This is a genomic window from Pseudomonas sp. Z1-14, assembly GCF_051132005.1.
GTDB lineage: Bacteria > Pseudomonadota > Gammaproteobacteria > Pseudomonadales > Pseudomonadaceae > Aquipseudomonas.
This window is the reverse complement of record NZ_CP071646.1, coordinates 5122300-5147588: the sequence shown is the minus strand read 5'-3', so window position 1 is coordinate 5147588 and position 25289 is coordinate 5122300. Positions and strand designations below refer to the sequence as shown.

Below are 25289 nucleotides of genomic sequence, written 5' to 3'. Positions count from 1 at the left end.
AATGGGCCGCGGGGGCTCAATGCACAATCGTATTCGGTGGCAGATGCCCCAGCCGCTCGGTCAGCCGGATCCGCTGGATCGGGTCATCACTGAGCATCAATGCATGTTCGAGATCGAAACGTTCGGCGTTGGGGCAATCGAGTCGCTGGTAGAGGCTGGCGCGGGCCAGGTAGTCGGCGGCGCTGGCGTTACCCAGTTCCAGCACCCGTTCGGCATCGACCAGCGCGGCGATGTAGTCGTCGTTGGCCAGATGTAATTGCCTGAGATTACGCGACAGCCGCTGGAGCATCTGCATCGGCTCGGCGCAGACCATGTGCTCGGCCTTGAGCGGCAGGTTGGCGCCGTATTGGCGATGCAGCAAGTCCCGGCAGTCATTGGGGTACAAGCGGCGACCGCCGCAGGGGTCGAGCAGGTGGTCCGCGCCAGGTACGCGCAGCAGGAAATGGCCGGGGAAATTGACACCGGTCATCGGGATTTCCAGGCCCTTGGCCAGCTCCAGGGCTATCAGGCCCAAGGCCAGCGGTTGCCCTCGCTTGCGGACCAGGACCTTGTCCAGCAGCGCCGCGCCAGGCCGTAGCGGCGTAGCGTCGTCCTGGGCGAAACCCAGATCATTCAGGCGCCGAAGCAGGGGCTGGCCCAATTCGCTGACAGGCAGCATCGGCAGGCCGTGGCTGACTTTCTGCTGCAGCTCCCTGAAATCCTTCAATAACGCTGGCACGTCCACTTCACGATCATGCTCGGCGGCGATCCACAGGGCTGCTTCGAGCAGTGCGGGTGGCGAGCGGTGCAGACAGTCAAAAAAGGCTTGGCGCGGTTTCATCACAGTCTCCGGACTATGCCTCGTTTTAGCTCTGCCGCGAGGTTTCGTCCAGTCTCGCAAAGAGGGGGTAGCCGGTTATGCCGAAAAGACTGACGATCATGCGGCGTTATTCCGGCGTGCTCCTGCAATTTTCGATTGCGCGCCTATACTGGCGAGACAGACAAAAAAGTGATTCGGGAGCCTGTCGATGTTTGCTCTCATGCAAAGCTCCCGCCTTGAATCGCTGCACTTGAGCGTAGACCCGGCAACCGGGTTGAAGGCGGTGATTGCCATTCATTGCAGCCGTCCTGGGCCTGCACTGGGTGGCTGTCGTTATCTTTCCTACCCCGACGACGAAAGTGCCGTGGCCGACGCCGTGCGCCTGGCCCAGGGCATGAGCTACAAGGCCGCGCTGGCCGGCTTGCCCGTGGGCGGGGGCGTGGCGGTCATCATGCGTCCGGCACACGTCGAGAGCCGTGCGGCGCTGTTCGAAGCCTTCGGCCGCTGCATCGAGCAGCTGGACGGTCGCTACATTACCGCCATCGACAGCGGCACATCGGTGGCGGACATGGACTGTATCGCCCAGCAGACTCGTCATGTCACCAGCACCACTGCCGCGGGAGACCCGGCGCCCCATGCGGCAATGGGGGTGTTCGCCGGGATCCGCGCCACGGCCATGGCTCGCCTGGGCAGCGACAACCTGGAAAGCCTGCGGGTGGCCATCCAGGGCTTGGGCAATGTCGGTTATGCGCTGGCCGAGCAACTGCATGCGGCGGGCGCCGAACTGCTGGTCAGCGATATCGACCCCGGTAAAGTGCAACTGGCGATGGAACAACTGGGCGCCCATCCCATCGCCAACGACGCACTGCTCAGTACTCCCTGCGACATCTTGGCTCCCTGCGGCCTCGGCGGGGTACTCAACAGCCAGAGCGTGGCGCAACTGCGCTGCTCGGCCGTTGCCGGCTCGGCGCATAATCAGTTGAGCAACCTGCAAGTCGCCGACCAGTTGGAAAGACGTGGGATCCTCTATGCACCGGACTACGTGATCAATTCCGGCGGCCTGATCTATGTTGCCTTGAAACACCGCGGCGAAGAGCTGCCGACCATCACGGCGCATCTCGCCAAGATCGGTGCCCGGCTCACGGAAGTCTTCGCCCATGCCCAGGCCGAAAAACGCTCACCGGCCAGGGTGGCTGACGAGCTCGCGGAGCGTTTGTTGTACCGATAAAAAAAGATCGCAGCCTTCGGCAGCACCTACACCGTGTAGGAGCTGCCGAAGGCTGCGATCTTTTTGATCATTCGTCCGACGGATTGAGCAGTTCGGACAACGCGTCTGGCTGGCTCTTGAATGCCTTGGCGAACACATCACGATTCTTCGCCATGTAGATGCCGGCTTCCTCCACCTGTTGTTCGCTCAGCGATGGAACGGCTTTTTGCAATACTTCGGCGAGCAATTCAGCGAGTTCCAGCATTTTGTCATGACGGTCAGCTTCGGCTTTATCCATGAACAATCGCTCCAGATCTCGGCTGCTGCGGTATACCACTTCGACGGCCATTCACCACCTCACATGCCTTCACATTTGGTTTTGTCTGTGACTACTGTATTTATATACAGGCCAAAGGATAAGCGAATCCTGACGATTTGAATAGTGGCTTTTTAATGTAGACCGGTTTCGAGGTTTGTCGCCCAAGACAAACGTGCCCACGACGGGACCGCTTGATGTCGCCAACGTGTCGAATGCCAGCCCGGTGCCATCTCATTGCGGTCGCTGGCCTTTTTTCTGCATGCAGAACAACCGTCACGTCCAACCCGCATCATCCGGTCGAGTCGACCTAAGGAAACTACATCGTGAAAATCAACTGGGCCGAGAACCTGCGCCAGAATGTCCACCAACTGGCCGAATCCCTGGGCAACCTGTTCGTCGAGACCTTCCACTACCTGGCGCTGTTCGCCATCGGGGCGGTGACGGCATGGGCTGCCGTGATGGAGTTCCTGCAGATGATCGAGGAGGGTCATATCAAGATCGACGACATCCTCCTGCTGTTCATCTACTTGGAGTTGGGGGCGATGGTCGGGATTTGTTTCAAGACTACCTACGCAATACTAACACTCGAAATCCAGCCGAAATCCAGTAAGAACGGGTTTCTGGCTGCTTGACCTTAGACTTTATTTTTTCTCGTCTTGTTTTTGCATATGATTGGAGCAGTTGAAAATGGATAGTTTGAATTGGGCTGACAAGCTACGTAAAAAACTTCATTGCTCGGCTGATTCGCTGGGAAATCTGTGTGTTGAGGCCTTCCACTATCTAGCCTTGTTCGGCATTGGAGCCATTACCGCCTACGCTGCCATTGTCACATTTATCCGGATGTTGAGTGAAGGCAGTGTGAGTGTTGATGATGTTCTACTTTTATTCATTTACTTAGAGTTAGGGGCTATGGTAGGTATTTATTTTAAAACAAACCATATGCCAATTAGGTTTCTCCTTTACGTAGCTATCACAGCATTAACGCGATTATTGATTGGTGACGTATCCCACCATAAAGATCCCGATGCTGGCCTTTTGTATGTCTGTGGCGGGATTTTGCTACTCGCTTTTTCCATTTTAGTAGTTCGTTTCGCGTCTTATCAGTATCCTTCTACAAAAAATTTAGGGGCTTCAGGAGAGGGCGTTGTGGATAAGGGAATGATCAAATGAGGACTCTATGAAAACGATCACGGATTCATATCCACCTCTACCGCTAAAATACTTGCTTTCTCTTATCAGAGAATTTGAGAATGCATCTCTGAGTCTAAAACAGACGATAATTTCTGAGTTGATTAAGGTGCATCCTATTCTTAGTGTTGATTTTTCTAAGGGTTCTGTATTGAGGCGAGCTAGAAAAATTGAAGAAAGAGATTATCCTGAGTCAGTGCAGGAGCTACTCTGGCGGTTAGGCGGTGTCGCATCAGTGGGTCGGGCTAATCCTGAGGGTTATCCGGTTTTGTATGTCGCTGACAGACCAGAGACAGCATTCTCCGAGACACATATCGAGGGAAGCTTTGTTTTGCTATCCGAAATACAAATCAGAGATGGTTGTAAATGTCGAATTGCTCCTATCGGTGAAATGGTTAGAGTGCAACGTTCCGGTCGAGGGTTCCTCTCCGGTGATGCTTCCTCAATAATTAATAATATGTTGAACGCTTGTTCTTTGAATGAGGCGAAATCTCTTCTTATAACAGACGCATTTTTATTTGAATGCTTGGTAAAGGATGATGCTCCGTACTCAGTATCATCGTATGTTGCTAAATCAGTTTTTGAAAAAAATAGCAATATATCTGCGATTGCCTACCCCAGCGTCCGACAGGGTGGAGCTATCAATTTTGCGGTTAAGACCGAAGATTTTTGGAAGTCATGGGGAGTAGTAGGTGCTCGTCGAATGCATGTGCTTAATTTGGCATGTGGATTCTACGGAACATCAATGACTGAACATGTCGTAGAAATCACTACGCAAGGTAAGTTGGTTTGGGATAAAGGGGTCGTTGAGAATGATATTGCAAAGCGGTTTGTAAAGGCGTGGCGTCCATAAATATATAGAGATTTTTTTCATGCGGTCGATGAAAACCAAAACTCCAAAGAGTCGCCATTTTGAGTTATTTCGTTAATTTTAAGGGTGGCGAATCTTTCTGGTGAGGGCTTCTGGGTTGTCTGGCCAGAAGCCCTGGCATACATTACTCAAGCCTTTTTTTAAGCTCTACTTCTAGCCAGTTTATTAGATCTTTTTTGATGTGTTCAGCAGCAGATTTTTCAGGCTTGCTCGCATTCAAATTGACTTTTATCGTTTTCCATTTGTTGCAAGTTGGTTTTGATAGGTCTTCCCAGTTTTTTCTTTTTAGTAACTCGTAGGCAAAGTGGATGGATAGTTCTTTATAGGAGTATACGATTACCACGTGGAGACAAGCCGGTGGGGCTAATTGGATAGTCGGTTTGAAGTCGGTTTTAATTATCCTATCTTCGGTGTGGTGGGTGTAGCTAAAACCGTCTATATGGCGAGATGTTTTTGTCACGGTTTCAAGCTTGTATTCGACCTCTTCTTCACGTGCCCACCTTCCTAGAGTTCTTGCAATCGCAAGTCCGGAGGTTAAGCTTGCAAGTGCGTCGCGTTTGGCAGGTTTTGCAGGTAACGCCTTATACTCCTCTGTTTGGTAGTTCTTCGTTCCGTAAGTTGGTTGTGCGAAGTATTCTGTATCTGTTTTCTCGCTTAGCCACTCGCCGATTTTTACAGTGTTTGGGACTTCGGGTGGTGATAGATGGGTGTTGGTGGTGATTTCGTATGTTTCATTTATTTCTTTCGACCATTTTTGTATTTCGCTTTTAAACCCAGCTAGGAACCGGTTCAGGGTTTCTTCGCTAAAACATAATGTGTTGGATTTTTTCTTTGCTATTTCGTAAATTGACTCTTGCGCAGGTGCAGGAGTGGTTTCAGTTTGTGGTTTGCTTTTAGATGGGGTGTCACTTTCCTCATCGGTCTTCAAACCAAAAAGATCGTTAATAATTTTTTTGGTTTCTTTGGTTATATTCCCGAATTTTTCGATGTTGTCAGATTGAGTTGCAAAAATCGGCTTGGGACCTCCCTTTTTAGAAAAATCATCTGCAACCGCTGCCATGATGTCTCTGTAACGAACCTCGCCATCAAGGTCGCTTATTGCAGTCAATATACTTTCGGTAAATACGCTGAATTCTGAGCCTGCAAAGGAAGATTGGTCTTCTCGTGATGAGAACCAAAAATAAATATCGTTAAGTCCATACTTTTTCGCTGATTTTTTAAGCTGATCCTCAGCATTGAATTCACTTTTGATGTATTGGGTCCCACTGAAGCAGGCGTCGATGACTTTAATGCAAAGCTTTGGAGAGAGAGTTTTAATCCAATCATCAATTTCCGAGTTTCTAATTCCCGTGGCCTCTTTGCGGCTACTGTCAAAATCGGAGGGTACATAGAAAAAGTCGTCCTCGGTTCGCTCCCCATGGCCGGAAAAGTAAAAGAATAATTCGGTGAGATTTTCATCTTTATATTTTTCGACAATTTCCGAGATTTTCTTCTTTATTTCTGAAGCTGGTTCATTATTGCCTAAATAGGTTATCTCTTTGAAATCTTTTACGTTCTCAATAACCGCTTTAATCGCTTTTGCATCATTTTTGCAGGCTGGTAAGTTTTCATAATTCGAAGAGCTATATTGGTCTACTCCAATTACAATCGCAATATTCATTTGTTTACTATTACCTGTTTAAATTTTTTTGAAAGTGTCGATAATCTTATGTTTGGAGTTTTTGTTCAGCTTTTTCTATGTTTAAGTGCTTCGTCAAAGTTTGCTAATTTTTAGCGGTTTACTTCATGTTGAGCTGAGGCACTTTGACATCATAGGGTGAGCCATGTGGGTGTCAAGTGTTTAGACGGGGTCGGTTTAATGATTTTCGAGAAGGGGCAATTTAACGATCTGTACACGTCGATCAATGGTGCGAATTGATTCTTTAGCGAAGGCGTTTTGAAAATATGTTTTGTTAGGAGATGGTGTTGACCTGCTTTGTGTAATTCAACGGGGCGCTGAAATCAGGTTACAGAAGGATTCAGACGGGTGCCTGTGCCAAGATAGGGAGGCATCAGTGGTTAGCACGGTTACTCAAGACCAATCACATGCCGGTGCGATTTCTCATCTACGTGGCGATCACCGCGTTGACGCGCCTGCTGATTTCCAACGTCTCGCATCACAGCCCGCCGGACCTGGGCATCATCTACTTGTGCGGAGGCATCCTGCTGCTGGCGTTCGCGATCCTGGTGGTGCGCTACGCCTCGTCGCAGTTTCCCTCGGTGAAGATCGAACACCCGCACCGTAAGGTCGGCGCGGGGTCGAGCGAGCATGCCGAAGTGGAGAAGGGTGAAATCTAGAGACCGGCGGCGCTGGACGCCTGGCCCTGTGCCTGCGGTGGCGGCACCTTGATGTTGTCGCCGCCGGTCATGGCTTCGAGGATGGCCACGGCGCTGTGGCCCTGTTCGATGGCAATGCCGAATTGAATGCTCTGCACCAAGCGCTTGAGCCGTTCCGGGTCGTTGCGTTGCTGCGCGCTGATCATGCGCTTGGCAACGACGCGCCCGGCCTTGGACAAGGTCAGCATGATGCTGCCGTCCAGGCCCTGGATGCTCAGGTTGATCTGGTATTGCGGCGCGAAGGCGTCCGTAATGATCTGAAAAGGGTTGTCCATGATGCGTCACCGCCTGATTGAACGTGCAGTTGTTGACCGGCCATGATCGGGATTAGTTCGCAACACCGGACCACCGGCCATTCCATGATCGTATCCATCGCCAGATTCCCGGGGCGGGCAGGCGGCTGACCCATTGATCGCAGCCCGCGGCGCCTCCTGTAAGGGAGGTAGCAAGGGGCATGCCGGAAAAACTGTCGGACAATGATCACGGCGCCTGGACGCGCAATGCTCTGGAATGCGGTTATGGCGGCAGCCCGTTTCGGGGCACTGGCGGGCCGATGTTCGCTGACGGTGCAGGGCACGCAGGCGGATTGGAATGAACAAGCGGGGCGAGACAACTCCCGACATTAACAGCGCTGTTGCTCGTTGTCCGGCTTTATTTGCAAATGAATATTTATCTTTTTTCGGGGGTTGAATTGTTCTTCCGCCAGCCCGACTCTGTACTCAAGGGGCCGTTGCGCTAACGTCGATTGGCCCCTGGCGAGCTAGCCGAAATAAGGGATGAACTATGCAAATCCAAGTCAACAGCGATAACCATATTCAAAGCAGCATCCGACTGGAGGAGTGGGTACGTACTACCATTGAAAGCACGCTCGAACGTTACGAAGAAGACCTGACACGGATCGAGGTTCATTTGGGGGATGAGAACGGCGACAAGCCCGGTCCCCATGATTTGCGTTGCCAACTTGAGGCTCGGCCAAAAGGCCACCAGCCAATTTCCGTAACGCACAAGGCCGAGTCGCTGGAACTTGCGATCGAAGGCGCAGCCACCAAGCTGGAACATAAACTGGAGCATCTGTTCGGCAAACTGCGCGGCAAGCGCGCCGCCACCAACGGCCAGACCGAGTCGATTGCACTGGCTGATGCCATGCTGGAAGAAGAATTCCTCGAGAACGAACGGGCTGCGCTTAACGGCTGAACCCGGTCACTGAAATTACCCACCAAACAGACGGGCCTGCAATTGCAGGCCCGTCTTGTTTCAGCTATTCACCATGGCCCCGAATCAGAACGCCACGGACGTCTGCACATACAACGTGCGCGGTTCCCCTACGTACTTGCCCCGATTGTTGTCGTCAAACGAGCGGGTGAAGTATTGGGTATTGAAGATGTTCTTCACGCCCACCGCGACGTTCAGGTCCGACAGTTGCGGGCCGAAGTCATAAGCGGCGCGGCTGCTGAACAGCATATAGCCAGGGATATTGCCGGTGCTGCCATCGGCGCTTTCCGCGCGGGTATTGGCGTTGTCGGCAAACTGCGCGCTCTGGTAGGTGCTGTCCAGGTTCAGCTTCCACGGCCCATCCGTGTAACCCACGCCCAGCGTACCTTTGTGCCTGGAGGAGAAGGGCACGCGGTTGCCCTTGTTCGGTCCGTCTTCGCGGATGGTGGCGTCGACGAAGGCGTAAGTGGCGTACACGTCAAAACCGGCCAGCGCCGGGCTCAGGCCGTCGAGGGCATAGTTGATGCTGGTTTCGATGCCCTGGTGGCGGGTCTCGCCCCGGGCGATCACCGAATCGTTGGTCTGGTTGCTTTCGTACTGGTTGTCGAAGTTGATCAGGAAGGCGCCGATCTCTGCCCGCAGGTTGCCATTGTCATAGCGGGTGCCAAGCTCCCAGGTGCGGGCTTTCTCCGGCTTCACTTCACCGCTGCTGACGCGGTTGGGCATCTGGCTGTACTGCACGCTGCCGAACGAGCCTTCGGTGTTGGCATACAGATTCCATTCGTCGGTCAGGTGGTACAGCACATTCAGCGCTGGCAGGGCGGTGTTGTAGTCGCCCTTGTACTTCGCGTTGGTCAGGTTGTTGGTTTGCTGCGACTCGATCATTTCGTAGCGAATGCCGGGCGTGATCGTCCATTTGCCGATATCGATCCGGTCATCGATGAAAAATGCATTGGCTTCGGTTCCGCCGCGGGTATCGCGGTCGTTGCGGCTGGAGGTGGTCGGCAGCTCGTTGCTGGCGATCGGTGTGCGATAACGCAGTTCATGACCGGCTTCGTTGATATAGCGATAGCCGACGCCGACCTCGTGGCTGGTCGGGCCGAGATCGAAGCCTTGGGCGAAACGGGTTTCCAGGCCGCGTACCCAATATTCACGAGGCGACAGGGACAGGAAGGAGCCCTGGTCCAGATAGCCGCTGCGCAAGGTCTTGGTGAAAAACGTGTTGGCGGTGAATTCTCGCCGGTCCTGCTGGTAGCGGTAGCCGAAATTGACCAGGGTACGACGACCCCAGAACCGGTCTTTCTGGCGGGTGGACTGATACGGGTCGGCGTTGTAGTCGGCCACGTTCAGGCCGCCGGGCATGTCGGCCTCGCCTTCGTAATACTGGGCCATGGCGTTGAAGCTGTTGGCCTCGTCCAGTTGATAGTTGCCCTTGAGGATGAGATCGTCGATCTGCGTGTCGCTGTGCTCACGCCAGTCGCCGCCGCGGGTGCCGGAATACAGCAGGGCGCCGCCCAGGCCGTTATCGGCGGTGCCGCCGGCCAGCAGATTGGCGGACGTCTTGAAGCCATCGTGGCTGGAAGACGGGCTCGCCTCGGTCTGGAAACCGCCTTTGACGGTCGGTGCATCGGGTATTGCCCGGGTCACGAAGTTGACCACGCCGCCGACGTTTTGCGGGCCGTAGCGCACCGCGCCGCCCCCGCGCACGACATCCACCGCGTCCATGTTGCCCATGCTCACGGGAGCAAAGGACAGCTGCGGTTGGCCATACGGCGCGAAAGGCACTGGAATGCCGTCCATCAGTACCGTCGAGCGGGAAGCCAGGCGCGGATTGAGGCCACGGATACCGAAATTCAGCGCCATGTCATGGCTGCCGGTGCCGTTGTTTTCCGGTGCGTTGACGCCGGGAATGCGATTGAGCACGTCCCGGGCCTGGGTCGCGCCCTGGCGTTCGAATTCTTCGCGGCGGATAACGTCCCGAGCGCCCGGGTGTTCGAAGACGTTGGTCGGCGCTGCGTCGCCGAGCCAGTCACCGACCACGGTCGTGGTGCCGATGTCCAGTGCAGTGCTGCTGACCGGTTGCAGGCTGAAAGCATTGTCTCCCTCGGGCCGGGCTTGCAGGCCTGTGCCTTCAAGCAGCGCGTTCAAGCCTTGCTCGGGGCTGTAGCTGCCTTCCAGGCCGCGACTCTGCAGGCCGCCGGTCAGTTGCGAGCCGAAGGAAATCAACACGCCGGCTTCGCGGCCGAACTGATTGAGAGCGTTTTCCAGCGACGACGGCGCAATGTGATAGGCCTTGGCCTCTGCAGCCAGCACGGCGGGCAGTGCAACGAAACTCAAGCTGGCCCCCAGGAACAGTTGACGCGCGGCGCGAGCGAGCGGGGTGAGACGGGTGGGTTGCTGCGGCATGGATGGGAGTCCCGAGAAGGTTATATCGAAGTGGCTTTCCTTCTCTGTCACCCGAGGTGTGGAAAACGGCTCACAGGCAAATCATTTTTTTTGGTGGCCCGCCATGGGCTCAAGCGCGAGCTTCGACCGTGACCCAATAGCGCGTGAAACGCCGCACTTTTACCGGCAGGCTGATTTCCAGCAGATCAAGGATTCGCTCGCCGTTGTCCAGCGGATAAGTTCCGGAGACCAGAAGGTTGGCGACCGCCTCGTCGCAGTGCAGCTGGCCGCGTCGGTAGCGGCCCAGTTCCTCAAGGAAATCCGCCAGGCGCATGTGCGCGGCGACCAGCATGCCCTCCGTCCAGGCACCGCTGTTGGCGTCCAGCGCCGTGGCGACACCGGTACCGTTGATGCGAAGGGACGCTTGTCGGGAAGCCCCCAGCAGAAAAGCCGGGCCGTGCCTGCCGCGAATGTCCACCTGGCCGGCAAACACTGCGACCTGGGTGTGGTCTGCATACTCACGCACATTGAAGCGGGCGTCGTGGCTTTCCAGCAGGCCATGGGCGGTCAGCACCTGCAGGGGGCGCGGGTCCTGGGCTGCGGTCAACAGCAGTTCGCCTTCCAGCAGGCGGATCAGGCGGCGCTGGGCGTCGAAGCGAATATCGACCGCGCTGCCGCTGTTGAGCTGCAGCTGGCTGCCGTCATCCAGCGCCAGGCGACGCCGCTCGCCCACCGGGCTGCGGTAATCGGCAAGCAATGGCGGCAACAACTGGCGTTCACGCAGGCCCCAGGTCACGGCTGAGCCGGCACCCAGCAGCAACAACATCTTGAGGGCCCGGCGCCGCGTTGCCGACTTCGGTGTGTTGAGCGTCGCATGGGCCAACGGAGAAGACACAGTGCGCAGCCGCTGGTTGACCCGCTGGATATGCTCCCAGGCACGGCGATGTTCGCTGTGTGCATTGAGCCACTGTTCCCAGGCTTGCTGCTGGCGCGTATCGAGTGGCCCTTGCTGCATTTCCAGCAGCCAATGCACCGCCTGCTCGGCGACTTGCGCGCTGACGTTCGGCGCGCTGGGCATCGGCGGGTTCACAGGGCGAAGTAGCAGCGCATCGCTGCCTTGTTCAGGTGGCGCTTGACCGTCGCCAGGGAAATACCCAGTTCACGGGCGATTTCGTTGTAGGTCAGGCCATCGATCTGCGCCAGCAGGAACGCCTTTTTGACCGCACGTGGCAGTCCATCGAGCAGTTGGTCCAGCTCCAGCAGGGTCTGCAGGATGATCGCTCGCTCCTCTTCCGACGGCGCCACTTGCTCCGGCATCTGGGCGAGGGTGTCGAGGTAGGCGCGTTCCAGGTCCTGGCGTCGGTAATGGTTGAACAGTACGCGCTTGGCGATGGTAGTGAGAAATGCACGGGGCTCCAGGACCGGCTGCGGATCGCGCGCGGTCAGCACGCGCATGAACGTGTCCTGGGCCAGATCGGCGGCACTGTCGGGACACCCGAGTTTTCTTCGCAACCAGCCGTTGAGCCAACTGTGGTGGGCGTTGTAGAGCACTTCGACGGTGTGTGCAGGCGGCAACGAGGAACATCCCGACAGCGGTAAGCTGTGCTAGAGAACAAGAATTGTTCGCATTGTAGAGGCGCGCAGAGGGAAACGGCAATCGGGATGAGTGTTTCGTTTCGGTTACGGACCGGATCGGGCTTTCGCGAGCAGGCTCGCTCGCACATGGACGCGCTAGGGCAAAAATGCCTGCCGATACTCCCCGGGAGCTGCCCCCAGGGCCTGGCGAAAACGGTTGGTGAAATGGCTGGCGCTGGCAAATCCGCAGGCCAGAGCTACCTCGCCCAACGGTTGCAGGGTATGGCGCAGTAAGTGCCGCGCCCGGGTGAGACGCCGCGCCAGGACGTACTGGTGCGGTGGCAGGCCGAAGGTTTCGCGGAACATCCGGGCGAAATGGTATTCGGACAGGGCACACAGCGCGGCGAGTTGACCAAGGCTGATGGCTTCGGCCAATTGAGCGTCGATGTAATCCACCAGCAAGCGTCGCTGGTGCGCGGCCAACCCACCCTTCAGGCGCAGGCCCTGGCGCTGGCCAACCTGATTGAGCAGCAGATGGCTGAGCAGCTCATGGGCCAGGCTGGTGCCGAGCAGGCGTTCAGCCGGCTCGGCCCAGTCCAGCTCGATCAACTGTCGAAAGCGCTGTGCCTGCCGCGGGTCATCGAGAAAGGTTGCCTCGTGCAATTGCACTTGCCGCGGTTCGCGATCCAGCAGCGTGACGCAACCCAGGGCGAATTGCTCGGGGCTGAAATACAGGTGGGCGAGGCGAATGTTGCCGTTGATGACCCAGGCCGATTCATGTCCGGCCGGCAACACGCAGAGTTTGCCGGGCGCCCCCGTGGTGTCGGGACGCTCGCGGCGAAAAGTGCCGGTGCCGCCGGCGATGTAGCACGACAGCGTATGGTGGGTTGGCGCCTCGTAGTCACGGGCGTCGTGATGGTTGCTCCACAAAGCCGCCGCCATGCCGTCACCGAGCTCGGCGCTGTGCTCCAGGCGAGCATTGGGCGAGCTGTTGAGGGCTTGGAAGACTTGCAGGGTTTGCAGACTGGTCATGATCGGTTTCTCCAGCATGAATCCTACTCCCTCGAGGCGCCCATGCCAGCCTGTCCCTGATAAAAACCGCAAGTTTACGCAAGCGTCGGGTAGGTATCGGCGTGAGACTGGCCGTCATTGCCAGGAGTCGTCGCCATGAACCTTTCGTTGTACCTGCTTACCGTGCTCATCTGGGGGACCACCTGGATCGCCCTGAAATTGCAGTTGGGCGTCGTCGCCATTCCCGTGTCGATTGTCTATCGCTTCGGCCTCGCCGCGCTGATCCTGTTCGTGATGCTCCTGCTCAGCCGCCGCCTGCAGGTCATGAACCGGCGCGGTCATTTGATCTGCGTCGCCCAGGGCCTGTGCCTGTTCTGCATCAACTTCATGTGTTTCCTGACCGCCAGCCAATGGATTCCCAGCGGTCTGGTCGCCGTGGTGTTTTCCACCGCGACGCTCTGGAACGCCTTGAATGCGCGGGTGTTCTTCGGTCAGCGGATCGCCCGCAACGTCTTGCTCGGCGGTGCCCTTGGGCTGCTCGGGCTGGCGTTGTTGTTCTGGCCGGAGCTGGCCGGGCACCGCGCAAGTCCGCAAACGCTGCTCGGGTTGGCGCTGGCGCTGTTGGGCACGTTGTGTTTCTCGGCGGGCAACATGCTGTCGAGCCTGCAACAGAAGGCCGGCCTCAAGCCGTTGACCACCAACGCCTGGGGCATGGCCTACGGGGCCGCGATGCTGTCGGTGTGGTGTTTGTTCCAGGGCATTCCGTTCGAGATGGAATGGAATACGCGCTACGTCGGCTCGCTGTTGTACCTGGTGATCCCGGGTTCGGTTATCGGCTTTACTGCATACCTGACGCTGGTAGGGCGCATGGGGCCGGAGCGGGCGGCGTATTGCACCGTGCTGTTCCCGGTGGTGGCCTTGAATGTCTCGGCTGTTGTCGAGGGTTATCAGTGGACGGCACCGGCGCTGGTCGGACTGGTGCTGGTGATGCTGGGCAACGTGTTGGTGTTTCGCAAGCCGCGACCCGTGGCCGCGGAAGTCGCGCTGGCTCGTTAAGGCACAACGTCCGCTATGAATCCCGTGGCGAGGGAGCTTGCTCCCGCTGGGTTGCGAAGCAACCCCAAGGCGTATCTGCCACCGCGCTGTATCAGATAAACCGCAAGGGGCTGCTGTGCAGCCCAGCGGGAGCAAGCTCCCTCGCCACAATGAGTACTCGGCCCGCTTATTTCCAGACTTGCGGGTTGACCAGGTTCTTCGGTCGTTCGCCCAGCAAGGCGCTGCGCAGGTTTTCCACGGCCAGATTGGCCATGGCCTCACGGGTTTCATGGGTAGCCGAACCGATATGCGGCAAGGTGACGGCGTTTTTCAACTGGAACAGCGGCGACTCGGCCAGCGGTTCCTTTTCGTAGACATCCAGCCCGGCGCCGCGGATGCGGTTGTTCTGCAAGGCTTCGATCAACGCCGGCTCATCCACCACCGGACCGCGGGAAATGTTCACCAGGATGGCGCTCGGTTTCATCAGGGACAGCTCGCGCTGGCCGATCAGGTGGCGGGTCTTCTCGCTCAACGGCACCACCAGGCAGACGAAGTCCGCTTCGGCCAGCAACTGATCCAGTTCGCGGAACTGTGCGCCCAACTGGTTTTCCAGCTCGGGCTTGCGACTGTTGCCGCTGTAGAGGATCGGCATGTTGAACCCCAGCCGACCACGTCGGGCAACAGCCGCGCCGATATTGCCCATGCCGACGATGCCCAGGGTCTTGCCATGTACATCGCTGCCGAACAGCTGTGGCCCGACAGACGCCTGCCACTGTCCGGCCTTGGTCCAGGCGTCCAGTTCGGCGACACGCCGGGCACTGCTCATCACCAGGGCGAACGCCAGGTCGGCGGTGCTTTCGGTGAGCACGTCGGGAGTGTTGGTGAGCATGATCCCGCGTTCATTGAAGTACGCCAGGTCGTAATTGTCATAGCCCACCGACACGCTGGAGACCACTTGCAGCTTCGTGGCGTGCTGCAGTTGCTCGCGGCCGAGCTTGCGGCCAACGCCAATCAGCCCATGGACATGGGGCAAGGCTTCGTTGAACTGCGCATTGATGTCGCCGTTCGACGGGTTGGGCACGATCACCTCGAAGTCCTGGCGCAGGCGCTCGATCATGGGGGGCGTGATACGGCTGAAGGCGAGTACGGTTTTTTTCATCGTGCAAGGCTCATCTGCGGAGAATACCAAGCACGCTAACATTCCTGGCGCGGGTTAGGCGAGAGGGACAGTGCATCCCAGCGCCACACTTTTCCTTTCGGGAGTGAGCTTATGTGGGAGTGAGCCTGCTCGCGATCGCGGTGTGTCAGTCACCGGATAGGCCGGCAGATAAATCGCCATCGCGAGCAGGCTCGCTCCCACAGGGACTTTTCTTCCACAGGGGCTTTTCTACACAGTCAGGCAGCCCGCAGCGAAATAAACGCGTAGTTGACCGGCTCCTCGGTGACAACACTTGCGCCGCTGTCGGTGACTTGGCGAGCAACGTCATCACCGGACAAGTGGAACTGCCATTCACCTGCCTCTTGGCCCATCGGCTGCGCGCGAGCCTGATCGATGGCGGTGGCAAACGCCGCCATGTTCGGCAGGTACGCGGTAAATCCGTCGCCCTTCAGCGCGGTGGTGTGGATGCCCAGGGACACGCAAATGCGTTCCTTGATGGCGATCTCCTCACGGTCGGCCTGGCGGGAGCGCTCGATCAACCGGGCCAGTTCCTGATCCACCAATTGACCGCCGACGATCAGTTGCGGCCCCGTTTCCCACGACTCCGGCGGGCAATCCTTGGCGGCGGTATCGAGAGGAATATGCGGGTTGATTTCCATGGGATAGATGCGGCACACCAGGGGGCGACGCTCATAGATGCGGCACAGGTTGTCGGCGTCCAGATTATGGCAAGGACCGGGATTATAGGCGGCGAAGGTGATCGCCACGCGGGCCTCGCTGACGCCGCTGCGCACTACTGCCGATCGCCGTTCGGCGTGCTCGCGTTGCGCCACCGGCAGGCCGAGGCCATTGGGCAGGAAGGCCTCGACCAGGACAATCACCTGGCCGCCATCATTCGCCCACATCCTGGCTTCATCGAGCGTCAGGGGAACGTGATGGCCCGTGCAGCATTTACCGCACCCTACGCAGGAAAACGTTGTGTTCATTGATTGACCGAAGGCAATTGGCTAAAGCGGCGACAGAAAAACGCCGGGATAAGCCATGCGAAGCAATTTATGCGCCACTCATCGGGAGGTTTCGGTCGGGCGGATCGAGTCCCATTCGGTCACGAACGCGCTCTTGGTTTTCTTGCGGTAGAGGCACAGCTCGGTGCCGGTCGCGCCTTTCATGTGCTTTTGCGGATATTGGCCTTGCAGCAACAGCGCGGTGTAGCCCACCCGGTCGTCGAATTGCGCGGGGCTGCCGACCGGTTCGGCATTTTTCAAACCGCTGGCCTTGATGCAACTGGCGAGGACTTTCTTGTCATAGGCAGCCCAGGCATCGGAGCTGGAGGCATGGGCCTGTGCAGCCAGGGCGCTGAGGGCGAAGAAAATCAGGCAGGGTACTTTCATCGGCAAGATCCTTGTTCTGGGAGGCCAGCGCAGGAGTATGCCTGAGGTTGGGACGGTATCGAGGCCGCGAACTCGCAGCCTCGTGCATTCGGCGCACCATCGGAACGCGGGCGGGTTCAGCGACCTTGTTCGGCGACGGCCTTGGCCGCCGTGATCAGGCATTTGGTCAGTTCCGGCGAGGAGAACTTGGTCAGCACCCCGTTGGCGCCCGCCAGCCGCGCTTTCTCACTGTTCATCGCGCTGTCGAGCGAGGTGTGCAACAACACGTAGAGGTGAGCGAAGTCGGGTGTTTCGCGCAGGGTCCGGGTGAGGGCGTAACCGTCCATCTCGGACATTTCGATGTCGGAAACGATCAGGTTGATCTCCTGCGCCGTGCCTTGCAGCTCAAGCAGGCAGTCAATGGCTTCCTTGGCGCTGCGGGCGGTGTGGCATTGCAGGCCCAGGTTGCGCAGGGTATGCACCGATTGCTGGAGCGCCACCTGGCTGTCATCGACCACCAGGATTCGGGCGTTGCCGAGGACTTCGGCGTCTTCCATGCTCAGTTCGGTGGGCGCCGTCTCGATCTGCGCCGGGGCGATGCCATGGATGACTTTTTCGATGTCCAGCACTTGCACCAGCGTGCCGTCCACCGAGGTCACGCCAGTGATGAACGCACGCACGCCGCCGGAGCCGTAGGGCGGCGGCTTGATGTCGGTAGTCAGGCAATGCACGATCTTGCTCACCGCCTGCACGTGCAGGCCCTGCTTGGAGCGGCTGACGTCGGTGACGATCAGGCACCCGCCGTCCGGGTCTTCCAGCGGCCGCTCGCCAATGGCGCGGCTGAGGTCGATCACCGACAACGACGTTCCGCGCAACGTGGCGATGCCTTTTACGTGTGGGTGCGACTCCGGCAGTTTGGTCAGCGGCGGGCAGGGAATGATTTCGCTGACCTTGAGCAGGTTGATTGCCATCAGCTTGCCGCTGCGCAAGGTAAACAGCAGAAGCGAAAGGGAATCTGCGCGGGCTTTGTTGGAAGACATAAAAACCTTCTGTGGAAAAAGGTGGGGCGAGCATGAAGATCGCCAAGACAGCTTTTGATAACGGGTTATCGACTTGTCGGGGGCAGGCTTTAGGGCGAAAAACTGTCAATGGCAAGGATCGCTGCAGCACTGTCCACATAACGCTGCTTTTGTGGCGAGGGAGCTTGCTCCCGCTCGGCCGCGCAGCGGTCGCAAAATTCGAAACCGCGCTGCAGGTGAGGGCTGCTTCGCAACCCAGCGGGAGCAAGCTCCCTCGCCACAGAATCTCCTCGGCAAACTATTTGAGGCCCAGCCGCCTGGCCATCCGCCCGAGGTTGGCCCGATCCAGGCCCAGTTCCCGGGCAGCGCTGGCCCAGTTGTGCTGATGGCGTTCCAGGCAGGCGCTGATCATTTGCCGTTGATAATTTTCCGTGGCCTGGCGCAAGTCACCGGAAACCTTCACCGTGGAGGCTGGCGCGAGGCTGTTGGTCGGAGCATTTTCCGGGAGTTCGTGAGGCAGATCCAGATCATCGGCGCTCAAGCTGAGAATCTTCGGCCGAACCGGATGCTTGCCCAATGCCTTCAACGCGCTGCGACCGATCAGGTGTTCCAGTTCGCGCACGTTGCCCGGCCAATCGTAGGCCAGCAACGCAGCCTGGGCGTCGCTGGTCAGGCGCAGGCTGCCAAGGCCCATGCGCGAGCGGTTCTGTTCCAGGAAGAAGCCGGCGAGCAGCAGCACATCGCGCCCGCGATCACGCAGCGCAGGCACTTGCAGCGGGTAGACACTCAACCGGTGGTAGAAGTCGGCCCGATAACGGCCATTGCGCACTTCCTCGGCGAGGTCGCGGTTGGTCGCCGCAATCAGGCGCACATCGACGCGGTGCTCCTTGTCCGAGCCCAGGCGTTGCAGCTGGCCGCTTTGCAATACGCGAAGCAATTTGGCCTGGACGGTCAAGGACAGCTCGCCCACCTCATCGAGGAACAGCGTGCCGCCATCCGCCAGCTCGAATTTGCCGCGCCGGTCCTGGGTGGCACCGGTGAACGCGCCTCGAACATGGCCGAAGAGTTCACTTTCCACCAGCGTGTCAGGCAGCGCCGCGCAATTGAGGCTGATCAGCGGCTGGTCGGCACGGTGGGAGGCGGCGTGAATGGCCTGGGCGACCAATTCCTTGCCGACGCCGGTTTCGCCAGTGATCAGTACCGTCAGGTCACTGCCCCCGACCAGCTTGATCTCTTCCACCAGGCGTTTATGGGGCTTGCTCTGGCCGACCATGTCGCGCTGCTGCTGGCCGCTGGCCTGACGGTAAACCTCGGCGCGGCGATGCTCGTCCTCGGCCCTCAACGCCAGGCGCTCGATGCGTTCGGCGGCGCTGACGGTGGCGGCGGCGAGGCTGGCGAAGGCTTGCAGGGCGCTCAGGTCAATAGGTTCGAAGCGTTCCGGGTCCAGCGAGTCCAGGGTCAGCAAGCCCCAGGGCTGCTCATCGACAAACAGCGGGCAACCCATGCAATCGTGAACCTCCAGATGTTCATCCAGCCCTTCCACCAATCCGTCGTACGGATCGGGCAGGTCACTGTCGGTGGCGAAGCGAGTGGGCTGCGGATTGGCCAGCAAAGCTTCGAAACGCGGATGCTCACTGACCCGGAATCGCCGGCCCAGGGTGTCGGTGCTCAAGCCATCCACGGCCAGCGGGACGAGGCAGTCGCCGTCCAGGCGCAACAGTGCAGCGGCGTCGCAAGGCAACAGGCTGCGCAGGGCTCCGAGCAGGCGCCGATAGCGCTCGCCTTCAGGCAGTTCGCGGGACAGGTCGGCCACCAGCGGCAATAGCGAGGTCAGCAAGGAAGTTGCGGTCATAATGACTCCATCTAGTCATATGGACTATAAACGCTGTCTTGTCGATATGACTACATCGTCTTCAACTGACTGAAATACAAGGTAAAAATTTGTGGCATGAAAACTGATAGGCATAGGTAACTGTTAGTTGTACCACGCGAGGAGTCACCCATGCTGAGTCGAGAACAACGCGCCATCATCCGTTCCACTGTCCCCTTGCTTGAAAGCGGTGGGGAAGCGCTGATCACTCACTTCTACCGCATGATGCTGTCGGAATACCCGCAAGTGCGCCCGCTGTTCAACCAGGCTCACCAGGCCAGCGGCGATCAGCCGCGTGCGCTGGCCAACGGTGTACTGATGTATGCGCGGCACATCGATCAGCTCGACCAGTTGGGCGACCTGGTGGCGAAGATCGTCAACAAGCACGTGGCCTTGCAGATCCAGCCACAGCATTACCCGATCGTCGGCTCCTGCTTGCTGCGGGCAATCGCCGAGGTACTGGGCGAAGAGATCGCTACACCTGAAGTGATTTCGGCGTGGGGCGCGGCCTATAACCAGTTGGCCGATATCCTGATCGGCGCCGAAACCAGCTTGTATGATCGCAAAGCCGCGGCACCCGGCGGCTGGCGCGGTGAGCGTGAGTTCATCCTGAAGGCCAAGGTGCAGGAAAGCGCGGAAATCACTTCGTTCTACTTCGAACCGGTGGACAAGGGGCCTATCCTGCAAGCCGAGCCCGGCCAGTACATCGGTATGAAGCTGGTGCTGGACGGTGAGGAAGTGCGCCGCAACTATTCGTTGTCGGCCTTGGCTAACAATGGCCAGTACCGCATCAGTGTCAAGCGCGAGGCGGGCGGACGGGTGTCCAATTACCTGCACGACCATTTCCAGGTGGGCAGCAGCATCCAGCTGTTTCCGCCGTCGGGAGATTTTTACCTCACCGCCAGCGACAAGCCGCTGGTGCTGATCAGTGGCGGCGTCGGCATCACTCCGACCCTGGCGATGTTGCAAGCGGCGCTGCAAACCGAACGCCCGGTGCATTTCATTCACTGCGCACGCAATGGCCAAGTCCATGCCTTTCGCGAGTGGATCGACGACCTGGCCAAGCGGCACCCGCAACTCAAGCGTTTCTACTGTTATGACGAGCACGACGGCGCAGGGCCGGCGGCTGACAAGGTAGGGCTGTTGAGTGAGGAGCAACTGGCGCAGTGGTTGCCCGAGCAGCGAGACCTGGACGCGTACTTCCTTGGGCCGAAGGGGTTCATGGCGGCCATCAAGCGTCATCTCAAGGCCTTGGGCGTACCGCCGGGACAAAGCCGCTATGAGTTCTTCGGGCCGGCGGCTGCTTTGGAATAAATGCCAGGGGCAATCCGGGTGACCGGGTTGCCTTCTTCGCGAGCAGGCTCGCTCCCACAGAGGATCTGCATTATCCGGAACACGCATGCACGACGCGTGACCTGTGGGAGCGAGCCTGCTCGCGAAAGCGGCGGCATGACCGGCGCTGTCTTGAAATTAATCCCCGCTTAACCTCTTTCCTGTTTATTCCCTCCATATTGCCGACTGCGCTCGTTCACGATCTGCGTGTAGACTTCGGCCATCCGAAAGCGCGCCGGTCGCCGCAAGGCCGCGCGTCGATCCATGCCTATCAAAGGGAAAAGCAATGAGTGAGGAAATGCTGCGGCTGGGCCGTGAGCGGCGCTATCTGGTGCTGCTGGGGTTGATCTGCCTGGGACTGATCGGCGGTGCTTTATATATGCAGGTAGTGCTTGGTGAAGCGCCATGCCCGCTGTGCATCCTGCAGCGCTATGCGTTGTTGCTGATCGCCATCTTCGCCTTCATCGGCGCGGCCATGCGCACGCGCCGCAGCCTGACGGTCTTCGAAGGCCTTGTCGTGCTTTGCGCGCTGGCGGGGGCGGGTGTGGCAGGGCACCATGTGTACACCCAGTTTTTCCCCGCGGTCAGTTGCGGTGTGGATGTGTTGCAGCCGATTGTCGATAGCCTGCCGCTGGCGAAGATCTTCCCGCTGGGCTTCCAGGTCGATGGTTTCTGTTCCACCCCGTACCCGCCGATCCTTGGCCTGTCGCTGGCGCAATGGGCACTGGTGGCGTTTGTCCTCACCGTCGTGCTGGTGCCATTGCTGGTGTCGCGCAATCGCAAGGCGCTGCGCTGAAGTATCGTGGAAAAACGCCCCGGCTCTTCTTCGGAACCGGGGCGTTTTACGTTTCAGGGTCGATGGAGCAGCGTCTTGATCAGCGGCAGGATCACCCTGCGACAGTGTGCGACATGTTGTCACATATCTGCTGTCTCGCAGCCGTCCCGGGGCCGAATTGCCGCCTCATTCTGCAACAAAAAAACCGCCTGACCACCCTTCGTTTTCAATTGGGAGTCGCTCTGGAGCAGGCATTTTTAACAGCGCAGCGGGTTGCCTTCAAGGCCCCGTAAAATGGGCGCCTAAAGCGGATAAAAGCTCGCCTGAAATTGCTCGAGCTGTCTAAATCGGGCGTAGTAGCCTTACGTTTTTTGGGGTTCTTGTTGAGAATTAATTTCGATAACATGCTGGCCCGTTGCAATATCGGCGGCAGATTATTGCCGGATCGGAGAAAAATTATTTCGGGTTAAGACATGGTCTCGAACGCCGCAGCTCACTACAATCGCCCGCACCGATTTTCCGACCCGGCTCAGGCTTGAGCACGAGAGTGGTCGAAGGGCGCCAGCGCCCCATGCGACCCCAGGTGTCGGTGCCTCCAACTACCCGCACCAAACGGAATTGGGCTTGAACAGGCCTTTGACCAACGAATAAGAACTCACTGCTGGCCCAGGATGTGTCGAACAGCGTCTGACGTTCGACGGGCAGCCCTTATTCAATCCAAGAAAATGCCAACCCTTGGCAGGGTGAAGTGTTGGCGATCAAAACCCAACTGCATTGCGCAAGCTGCTTTAGAGGTCGTGAGATGAGTAAAAACAGGTACCCCCGATTACTAGGCTTGTTGCCGCTGCTCGGCACGTTGCTGCTGGGAGGCTGCAACATGACCCTGCTCGATCCCAAGGGCCAGGTCGGCCTGGATGAGCGAAACCTGATCATCACCGCCACGCTGCTGATGTTGCTGGTCGTCGTGCCGGTTATCGTCATGACGTTCCTGTTCGCCTGGAAATATCGCGCGTCCAACACCAGTGCCACCTACACGCCGAAATGGTCCCACTCGACCAAGATCGAAATCGCGGTGTGGACCATTCCGGTACTGATCATCATTGCCCTGGGTTACATCACCTACAAGTCGACCCACGCCCTGGACCCGTACCGTCCGCTGGATTCCGACGTCAAGCCGATCACCATCGAAGTGGTCTCGATGGACTGGAAGTGGCTGTTCATCTATCCGGAACAAGGCATTGCCACGGTCAACAAGATCGTGTTCCCGGCCCACACGCCGATCAACTTCAAGGTCACCTCCGACACCGTGATGAACTCGTTCTTCATCCCGGGCCTGGGCGGCCAGATCTACGCGATGGCCGGCATGCAGACCAAGCTGCACCTGATCGCCAACCAGAACACCGAACTTGAAGGTATCTCCGCCAACTACAGCGGCGCGGGTTTCACCGGCATGAAGTTCAAAGCGACCGCCACCACCCAGGAAGAGTTCGACGCCTGGGTAAACGAAGTGAAGAAGGCACCTAAACAGCTTGAAAAAGCTGAATACGAAGCCCTTTCCAAGCCGAGCCAGAACAACCCTGTCGAACTCTACTCGTCGGTCACGCCGAACCTGTTCCAGACCATCATCGATAAGTATGAAGGGATGAATCCGGGCAAGCCGATGCATCACGAGAAGAAAGACAAGGAAGTGGCCCACAACATGGAAGGGATGGACATGAGCTCGCATTCAGCTGCCGGGGCAGAGGAGTAAACGATGTTTGGTAAATTAAGTTGGGAAGCGATCCCGTTCCACGAGCCGATTGTCATGGTGACCCTCGCCATCATCGCGCTCGGTGGTCTGGCGTTGTTCGCGGGTATCACTTATTTCAAGAAGTGGACTTACCTGTGGACTGAATGGTTGACCTCGGTCGACCACAAGAAGATCGGCGTGATGTACATCATCGTCGCCATGGTCATGCTGCTGCGCGGTTTTGCCGACGCGATCATGATGCGTACCCAGTTGGCCATGGCCACCGAGGGCTCGCCCGGCTACCTGCCGCCTGAACACTATGACCAGATCTTCACCGCCCACGGTGTGATCATGATCATCTTCATGGCGATGCCATTCTTCACCGGCCTGATGAACCTTGCAGTGCCGCTGCAGATCGGCGCGCGTGACGTTGCCTATCCATTCCTGAACTCCCTGAGCTTCTGGCTGCTGGTGTCCGGCGTGGTGCTGATCAACCTTTCCCTGGGTGTCGGCGAATTCGCCAAGACCGGTTGGGTTGCCTATCCGCCGCTGTCGGGGCTGCAATACAGTCCGGGCGTCGGGGTGGATTACTACATCTGGGCGCTACAGCTATCCGGGCTCGGGACAACGCTGACGGGGGTCAACTTCCTGGCCACCGTGCTGAAAATGCGTACCCCTGGCATGAAGCTGATGGACATGCCGATCTTCACCTGGACCTGCACCTGGGCCAACGTGCTGATCGTCGCTTCGTTCCCGATCCTGACCGCTACACTCGCTCTGCTGACGCTTGACCGCTACATGGATTTCCACATTTTCACCAATGAACTGGGTGGAAATCCGATGATGTACGTCAACCTGTTCTGGGCCTGGGGTCACCCTGAGGTGTACATCCTGATCCTGCCGGCGTTCGGTATTTTCTCCGAAGTCATCTCGACCTTCTCCGGCAAGAAACTGTTTGGCCACCACTCGATGATCTACGCTTCCGGCGCGATCTCGGTACTGGGCTTCATGGTCTGGCTGCACCACTTCTTCACCATGGGTTCGGGTGCCAGCGTCAACGCCTTCTTCGGCCTGGCGACGATGCTGATCTCGATTCCGACGGGTGTGAAGCTGTTCAACTGGCTGTTCACCATCTACCAGGGCCGCCTGCGTTTCACCAGCCATGTGCTGTGGACCCTGGGCTTCATGGTGACCTTCGCCATCGGCGGCATGACCGGCGTACTGCTGGCCATCCCGGGTGCGGACTTCGTGCTGCACAACAGCCTGTTCGTGATCGCGCACTTCCATAACGTGATCATCGGCGGCGCCGTGTTCGGCTACATCGCGGGCTTTGCGTTCTACTTCCCGAAAGCGTTCGGCTTCAAGCTGCACGAAGGTTGGGGCAAGGCAGCGTTCTGGTTCTGGATCTCGGGCTTCTTCGTCGCGTTCATGCCGCTCTATGCACTGGGCTTCATGGGCATGACCCGTCGCCTGAACGCCACCACCAACCCTGAGTGGGTGCCGTACCTGTACGTCGCCATGTTCGGTGCGGTGATGATCGCTGTCGGTATCGCCTGCCAGCTGATCCAGCTGTACGTCAGTGTGCGTGACCGCAAGAAGCCGGAAAACATGTGCGAACACGGTGACCCGTGGAATGCCCATACCCTGGAATGGTCGACTTCTTCGCCCCCACCGTTCTACAACTTCGCCGTGCTGCCGAAAGCGGAAACCATCGACCCGTTCACCGAAGCCAAGGAAAACGGTACCGCGTACCAGACTCCGGCCAGGTACGCGCCGATCCACATGCCCAACAACACCGCTACCGGTGTGGTCATGGGGGCTCTGTTGACCGTGTTCGGTTTCGCGATGATCTGGCATATCTGGTGGCTGGCCATCGCCAGCCTGGTCGGCACCGTGGTGTATTTCGCCATCCATGCCGCCCGTGATGATCAGGGCTACATGGTGCCGGTGGATGTCATCGAGCGCATCGAAGCCGAGCAGCACAAGCGTCTGGTCGCGGCCGGGAAAGTCCCAGCCTCCGCCACCCGTGTTGAAACCTCGTTGGAACAGGCTTAAAC

At 58.1% G+C, this 25289-nt stretch carries 23 protein-coding genes and 1 pseudogene; 11 read left to right on the top strand and 13 right to left on the bottom strand.

Annotated features, from left to right (window positions below):
• Nucleotides 1-16: 16 nt before the first annotated feature.
• A complete protein-coding gene (locus J3P89_RS23775; protein WP_434602853.1) occupies nucleotides 17-820 on the bottom strand; it encodes a SirB1 family protein in 804 nt (267 codons plus the stop codon).
• Nucleotides 821-1007: 187 nt separating this feature from the next.
• Between J3P89_RS23775 and J3P89_RS23770 the strand changes: the two genes are divergently transcribed.
• Entirely contained in the window at nucleotides 1008-2027 is a 1020-nt protein-coding gene (locus tag J3P89_RS23770; RefSeq protein ID WP_434569763.1) for a Glu/Leu/Phe/Val dehydrogenase dimerization domain-containing protein, read from the top strand.
• 67 nt (nucleotides 2028-2094) lie between these two features.
• On the opposite strand, the gene J3P89_RS23765 is transcribed toward J3P89_RS23770, so the two are convergent.
• Nucleotides 2095-2355: a YebG family protein gene (locus J3P89_RS23765; RefSeq protein ID WP_003205410.1), complete on the bottom strand. Its 261-nt coding sequence runs from the start codon at nucleotides 2353-2355 to the stop codon at nucleotides 2095-2097.
• A 293-nt stretch (nucleotides 2356-2648) separates the two neighbouring features.
• On the opposite strand from J3P89_RS23765, the gene J3P89_RS23760 reads away from it, so the two are divergent.
• The 3 genes from J3P89_RS23760 to J3P89_RS23750 are packed head-to-tail and all read left to right on the top strand — an operon-like array spanning nucleotide 2649 to nucleotide 4366.
• A complete protein-coding gene (locus tag J3P89_RS23760; RefSeq protein ID WP_434695816.1) occupies nucleotides 2649-2957 on the top strand; it encodes a phosphate-starvation-inducible PsiE family protein in 309 nt (102 codons plus the stop codon).
• A 55-nt stretch (nucleotides 2958-3012) separates the two neighbouring features.
• Complete coding sequence (locus tag J3P89_RS23755; protein ID WP_434695815.1) at nucleotides 3013-3495, top strand: phosphate-starvation-inducible protein PsiE; 483 nt, start codon at nucleotides 3013-3015, stop codon at nucleotides 3493-3495.
• 7 nt (nucleotides 3496-3502) lie between these two features.
• Nucleotides 3503-4366 carry an RES family NAD+ phosphorylase gene (locus J3P89_RS23750; RefSeq protein ID WP_434695814.1) on the top strand — a complete coding sequence of 288 codons (864 nt, stop codon included), beginning with the start codon at nucleotides 3503-3505 and terminating at the stop codon, nucleotides 4364-4366.
• Between the two features lie 142 nt (nucleotides 4367-4508).
• On the opposite strand, the gene J3P89_RS23745 is transcribed toward J3P89_RS23750, so the two are convergent.
• Nucleotides 4509-6044: a caspase family protein gene (locus tag J3P89_RS23745; RefSeq protein WP_434695813.1), complete on the bottom strand. Its 1536-nt coding sequence runs from the start codon at nucleotides 6042-6044 to the stop codon at nucleotides 4509-4511.
• Between the two features lie 413 nt (nucleotides 6045-6457).
• Between J3P89_RS23745 and J3P89_RS23740 the strand changes: the two are divergent.
• Nucleotides 6458-6721: pseudogene (locus J3P89_RS23740) on the top strand (phosphate-starvation-inducible PsiE family protein); the annotation flags it as partial.
• Here the strand turns inward: J3P89_RS23740 and J3P89_RS23735 are convergent.
• The gene (locus tag J3P89_RS23735; RefSeq protein WP_305496721.1) at nucleotides 6718-7035 is read right to left on the bottom strand and encodes a DUF3509 domain-containing protein; all 318 of its coding nucleotides are present in this window, start codon (nucleotides 7033-7035) and stop codon (nucleotides 6718-6720) included. The pseudogene J3P89_RS23740 and the gene J3P89_RS23735 overlap by 4 nt on opposite strands.
• A 508-nt stretch (nucleotides 7036-7543) precedes the next feature.
• Between J3P89_RS23735 and J3P89_RS23730 the strand changes: the two genes are divergently transcribed.
• Nucleotides 7544-7954, top strand: coding sequence for an HPF/RaiA family ribosome-associated protein (locus J3P89_RS23730; protein WP_434626030.1), 411 nt, complete (start codon nucleotides 7544-7546; stop codon nucleotides 7952-7954).
• 84 nt (nucleotides 7955-8038) lie between these two features.
• On the opposite strand, the gene fecA is transcribed toward J3P89_RS23730, so the two are convergent.
• The 4 genes from fecA to J3P89_RS23710 all read right to left on the bottom strand — a co-directional run bounded on the left by fecA (nucleotide 8039) and on the right by J3P89_RS23710 (nucleotide 12964).
• On the bottom strand, nucleotides 8039-10378 hold the full coding sequence (fecA, locus tag J3P89_RS23725) for a TonB-dependent Fe(3+) dicitrate receptor FecA (RefSeq protein WP_434695812.1): 2340 nt from the start codon (nucleotides 10376-10378) through the stop codon (nucleotides 8039-8041).
• 109 nt (nucleotides 10379-10487) lie between these two features.
• Nucleotides 10488-11435: a FecR domain-containing protein gene (locus J3P89_RS23720; protein ID WP_434695811.1), complete on the bottom strand. Its 948-nt coding sequence runs from the start codon at nucleotides 11433-11435 to the stop codon at nucleotides 10488-10490.
• 8 nt (nucleotides 11436-11443) lie between these two features.
• Entirely contained in the window at nucleotides 11444-11932 is a 489-nt protein-coding gene (locus J3P89_RS23715) for a sigma-70 family RNA polymerase sigma factor (RefSeq protein ID WP_434569758.1), read from the bottom strand.
• A 156-nt stretch (nucleotides 11933-12088) separates the two neighbouring features.
• Nucleotides 12089-12964 (bottom strand): helix-turn-helix domain-containing protein, encoded by an 876-nt coding sequence (locus J3P89_RS23710; protein ID WP_434695809.1) that lies wholly within the window; start codon nucleotides 12962-12964, stop codon nucleotides 12089-12091.
• A gap of 135 nt (nucleotides 12965-13099) precedes the next feature.
• On the opposite strand from J3P89_RS23710, the gene J3P89_RS23705 reads away from it, so the two are divergent.
• The gene (locus J3P89_RS23705; protein WP_434695808.1) at nucleotides 13100-13999 is read left to right on the top strand and encodes a DMT family transporter; all 900 of its coding nucleotides are present in this window, start codon (nucleotides 13100-13102) and stop codon (nucleotides 13997-13999) included.
• Between the two features lie 166 nt (nucleotides 14000-14165).
• Here J3P89_RS23705 and J3P89_RS23700 read toward each other — a convergent pair whose 3' ends face one another.
• From J3P89_RS23700 to norR, 5 genes are all read right to left on the bottom strand, one after another.
• Nucleotides 14166-15137 carry a 2-hydroxyacid dehydrogenase gene (locus J3P89_RS23700; protein ID WP_434695807.1) on the bottom strand — a complete coding sequence of 324 codons (972 nt, stop codon included), beginning with the start codon at nucleotides 15135-15137 and terminating at the stop codon, nucleotides 14166-14168.
• A 236-nt stretch (nucleotides 15138-15373) separates the two neighbouring features.
• Nucleotides 15374-16123 (bottom strand): YkgJ family cysteine cluster protein, encoded by a 750-nt coding sequence (locus J3P89_RS23695; protein WP_434695805.1) that lies wholly within the window; start codon nucleotides 16121-16123, stop codon nucleotides 15374-15376.
• 78 nt (nucleotides 16124-16201) lie between these two features.
• Nucleotides 16202-16528 (bottom strand): hypothetical protein, encoded by a 327-nt coding sequence (locus J3P89_RS23690; protein ID WP_434695804.1) that lies wholly within the window; start codon nucleotides 16526-16528, stop codon nucleotides 16202-16204.
• Between the two features lie 116 nt (nucleotides 16529-16644).
• Nucleotides 16645-17547, bottom strand: a complete 903-nt coding sequence (locus J3P89_RS23685; protein WP_030139917.1) for a chemotaxis protein CheV — start codon at nucleotides 17545-17547, stop codon at nucleotides 16645-16647.
• Nucleotides 17548-17824: 277 nt separating this feature from the next.
• Entirely contained in the window at nucleotides 17825-19378 is a 1554-nt protein-coding gene (gene norR / locus J3P89_RS23680) for a nitric oxide reductase transcriptional regulator NorR (protein ID WP_434695803.1), read from the bottom strand.
• A gap of 150 nt (nucleotides 19379-19528) precedes the next feature.
• On the opposite strand from norR, the gene hmpA reads away from it, so the two are divergent.
• The 4 genes from hmpA to cyoB all read left to right on the top strand — a co-directional run bounded on the left by hmpA (nucleotide 19529) and on the right by cyoB (nucleotide 25287).
• A complete protein-coding gene (gene hmpA / locus J3P89_RS23675) occupies nucleotides 19529-20710 on the top strand; it encodes an NO-inducible flavohemoprotein (protein ID WP_434695802.1) in 1182 nt (393 codons plus the stop codon).
• A 304-nt stretch (nucleotides 20711-21014) separates the two neighbouring features.
• Nucleotides 21015-21524 (top strand): disulfide bond formation protein B, encoded by a 510-nt coding sequence (locus J3P89_RS23670; protein WP_434602864.1) that lies wholly within the window; start codon nucleotides 21015-21017, stop codon nucleotides 21522-21524.
• Nucleotides 21525-22305: 781 nt separating this feature from the next.
• A complete protein-coding gene (gene cyoA / locus J3P89_RS23665) occupies nucleotides 22306-23253 on the top strand; it encodes a ubiquinol oxidase subunit II (RefSeq protein ID WP_305496696.1) in 948 nt (315 codons plus the stop codon).
• Nucleotides 23254-23256: 3 nt separating this feature from the next.
• Nucleotides 23257-25287, top strand: coding sequence for a cytochrome o ubiquinol oxidase subunit I (gene cyoB / locus J3P89_RS23660; protein WP_434626009.1), 2031 nt, complete (start codon nucleotides 23257-23259; stop codon nucleotides 25285-25287).
• The last annotated feature ends 2 nt before the right edge of the window (nucleotides 25288-25289 follow it).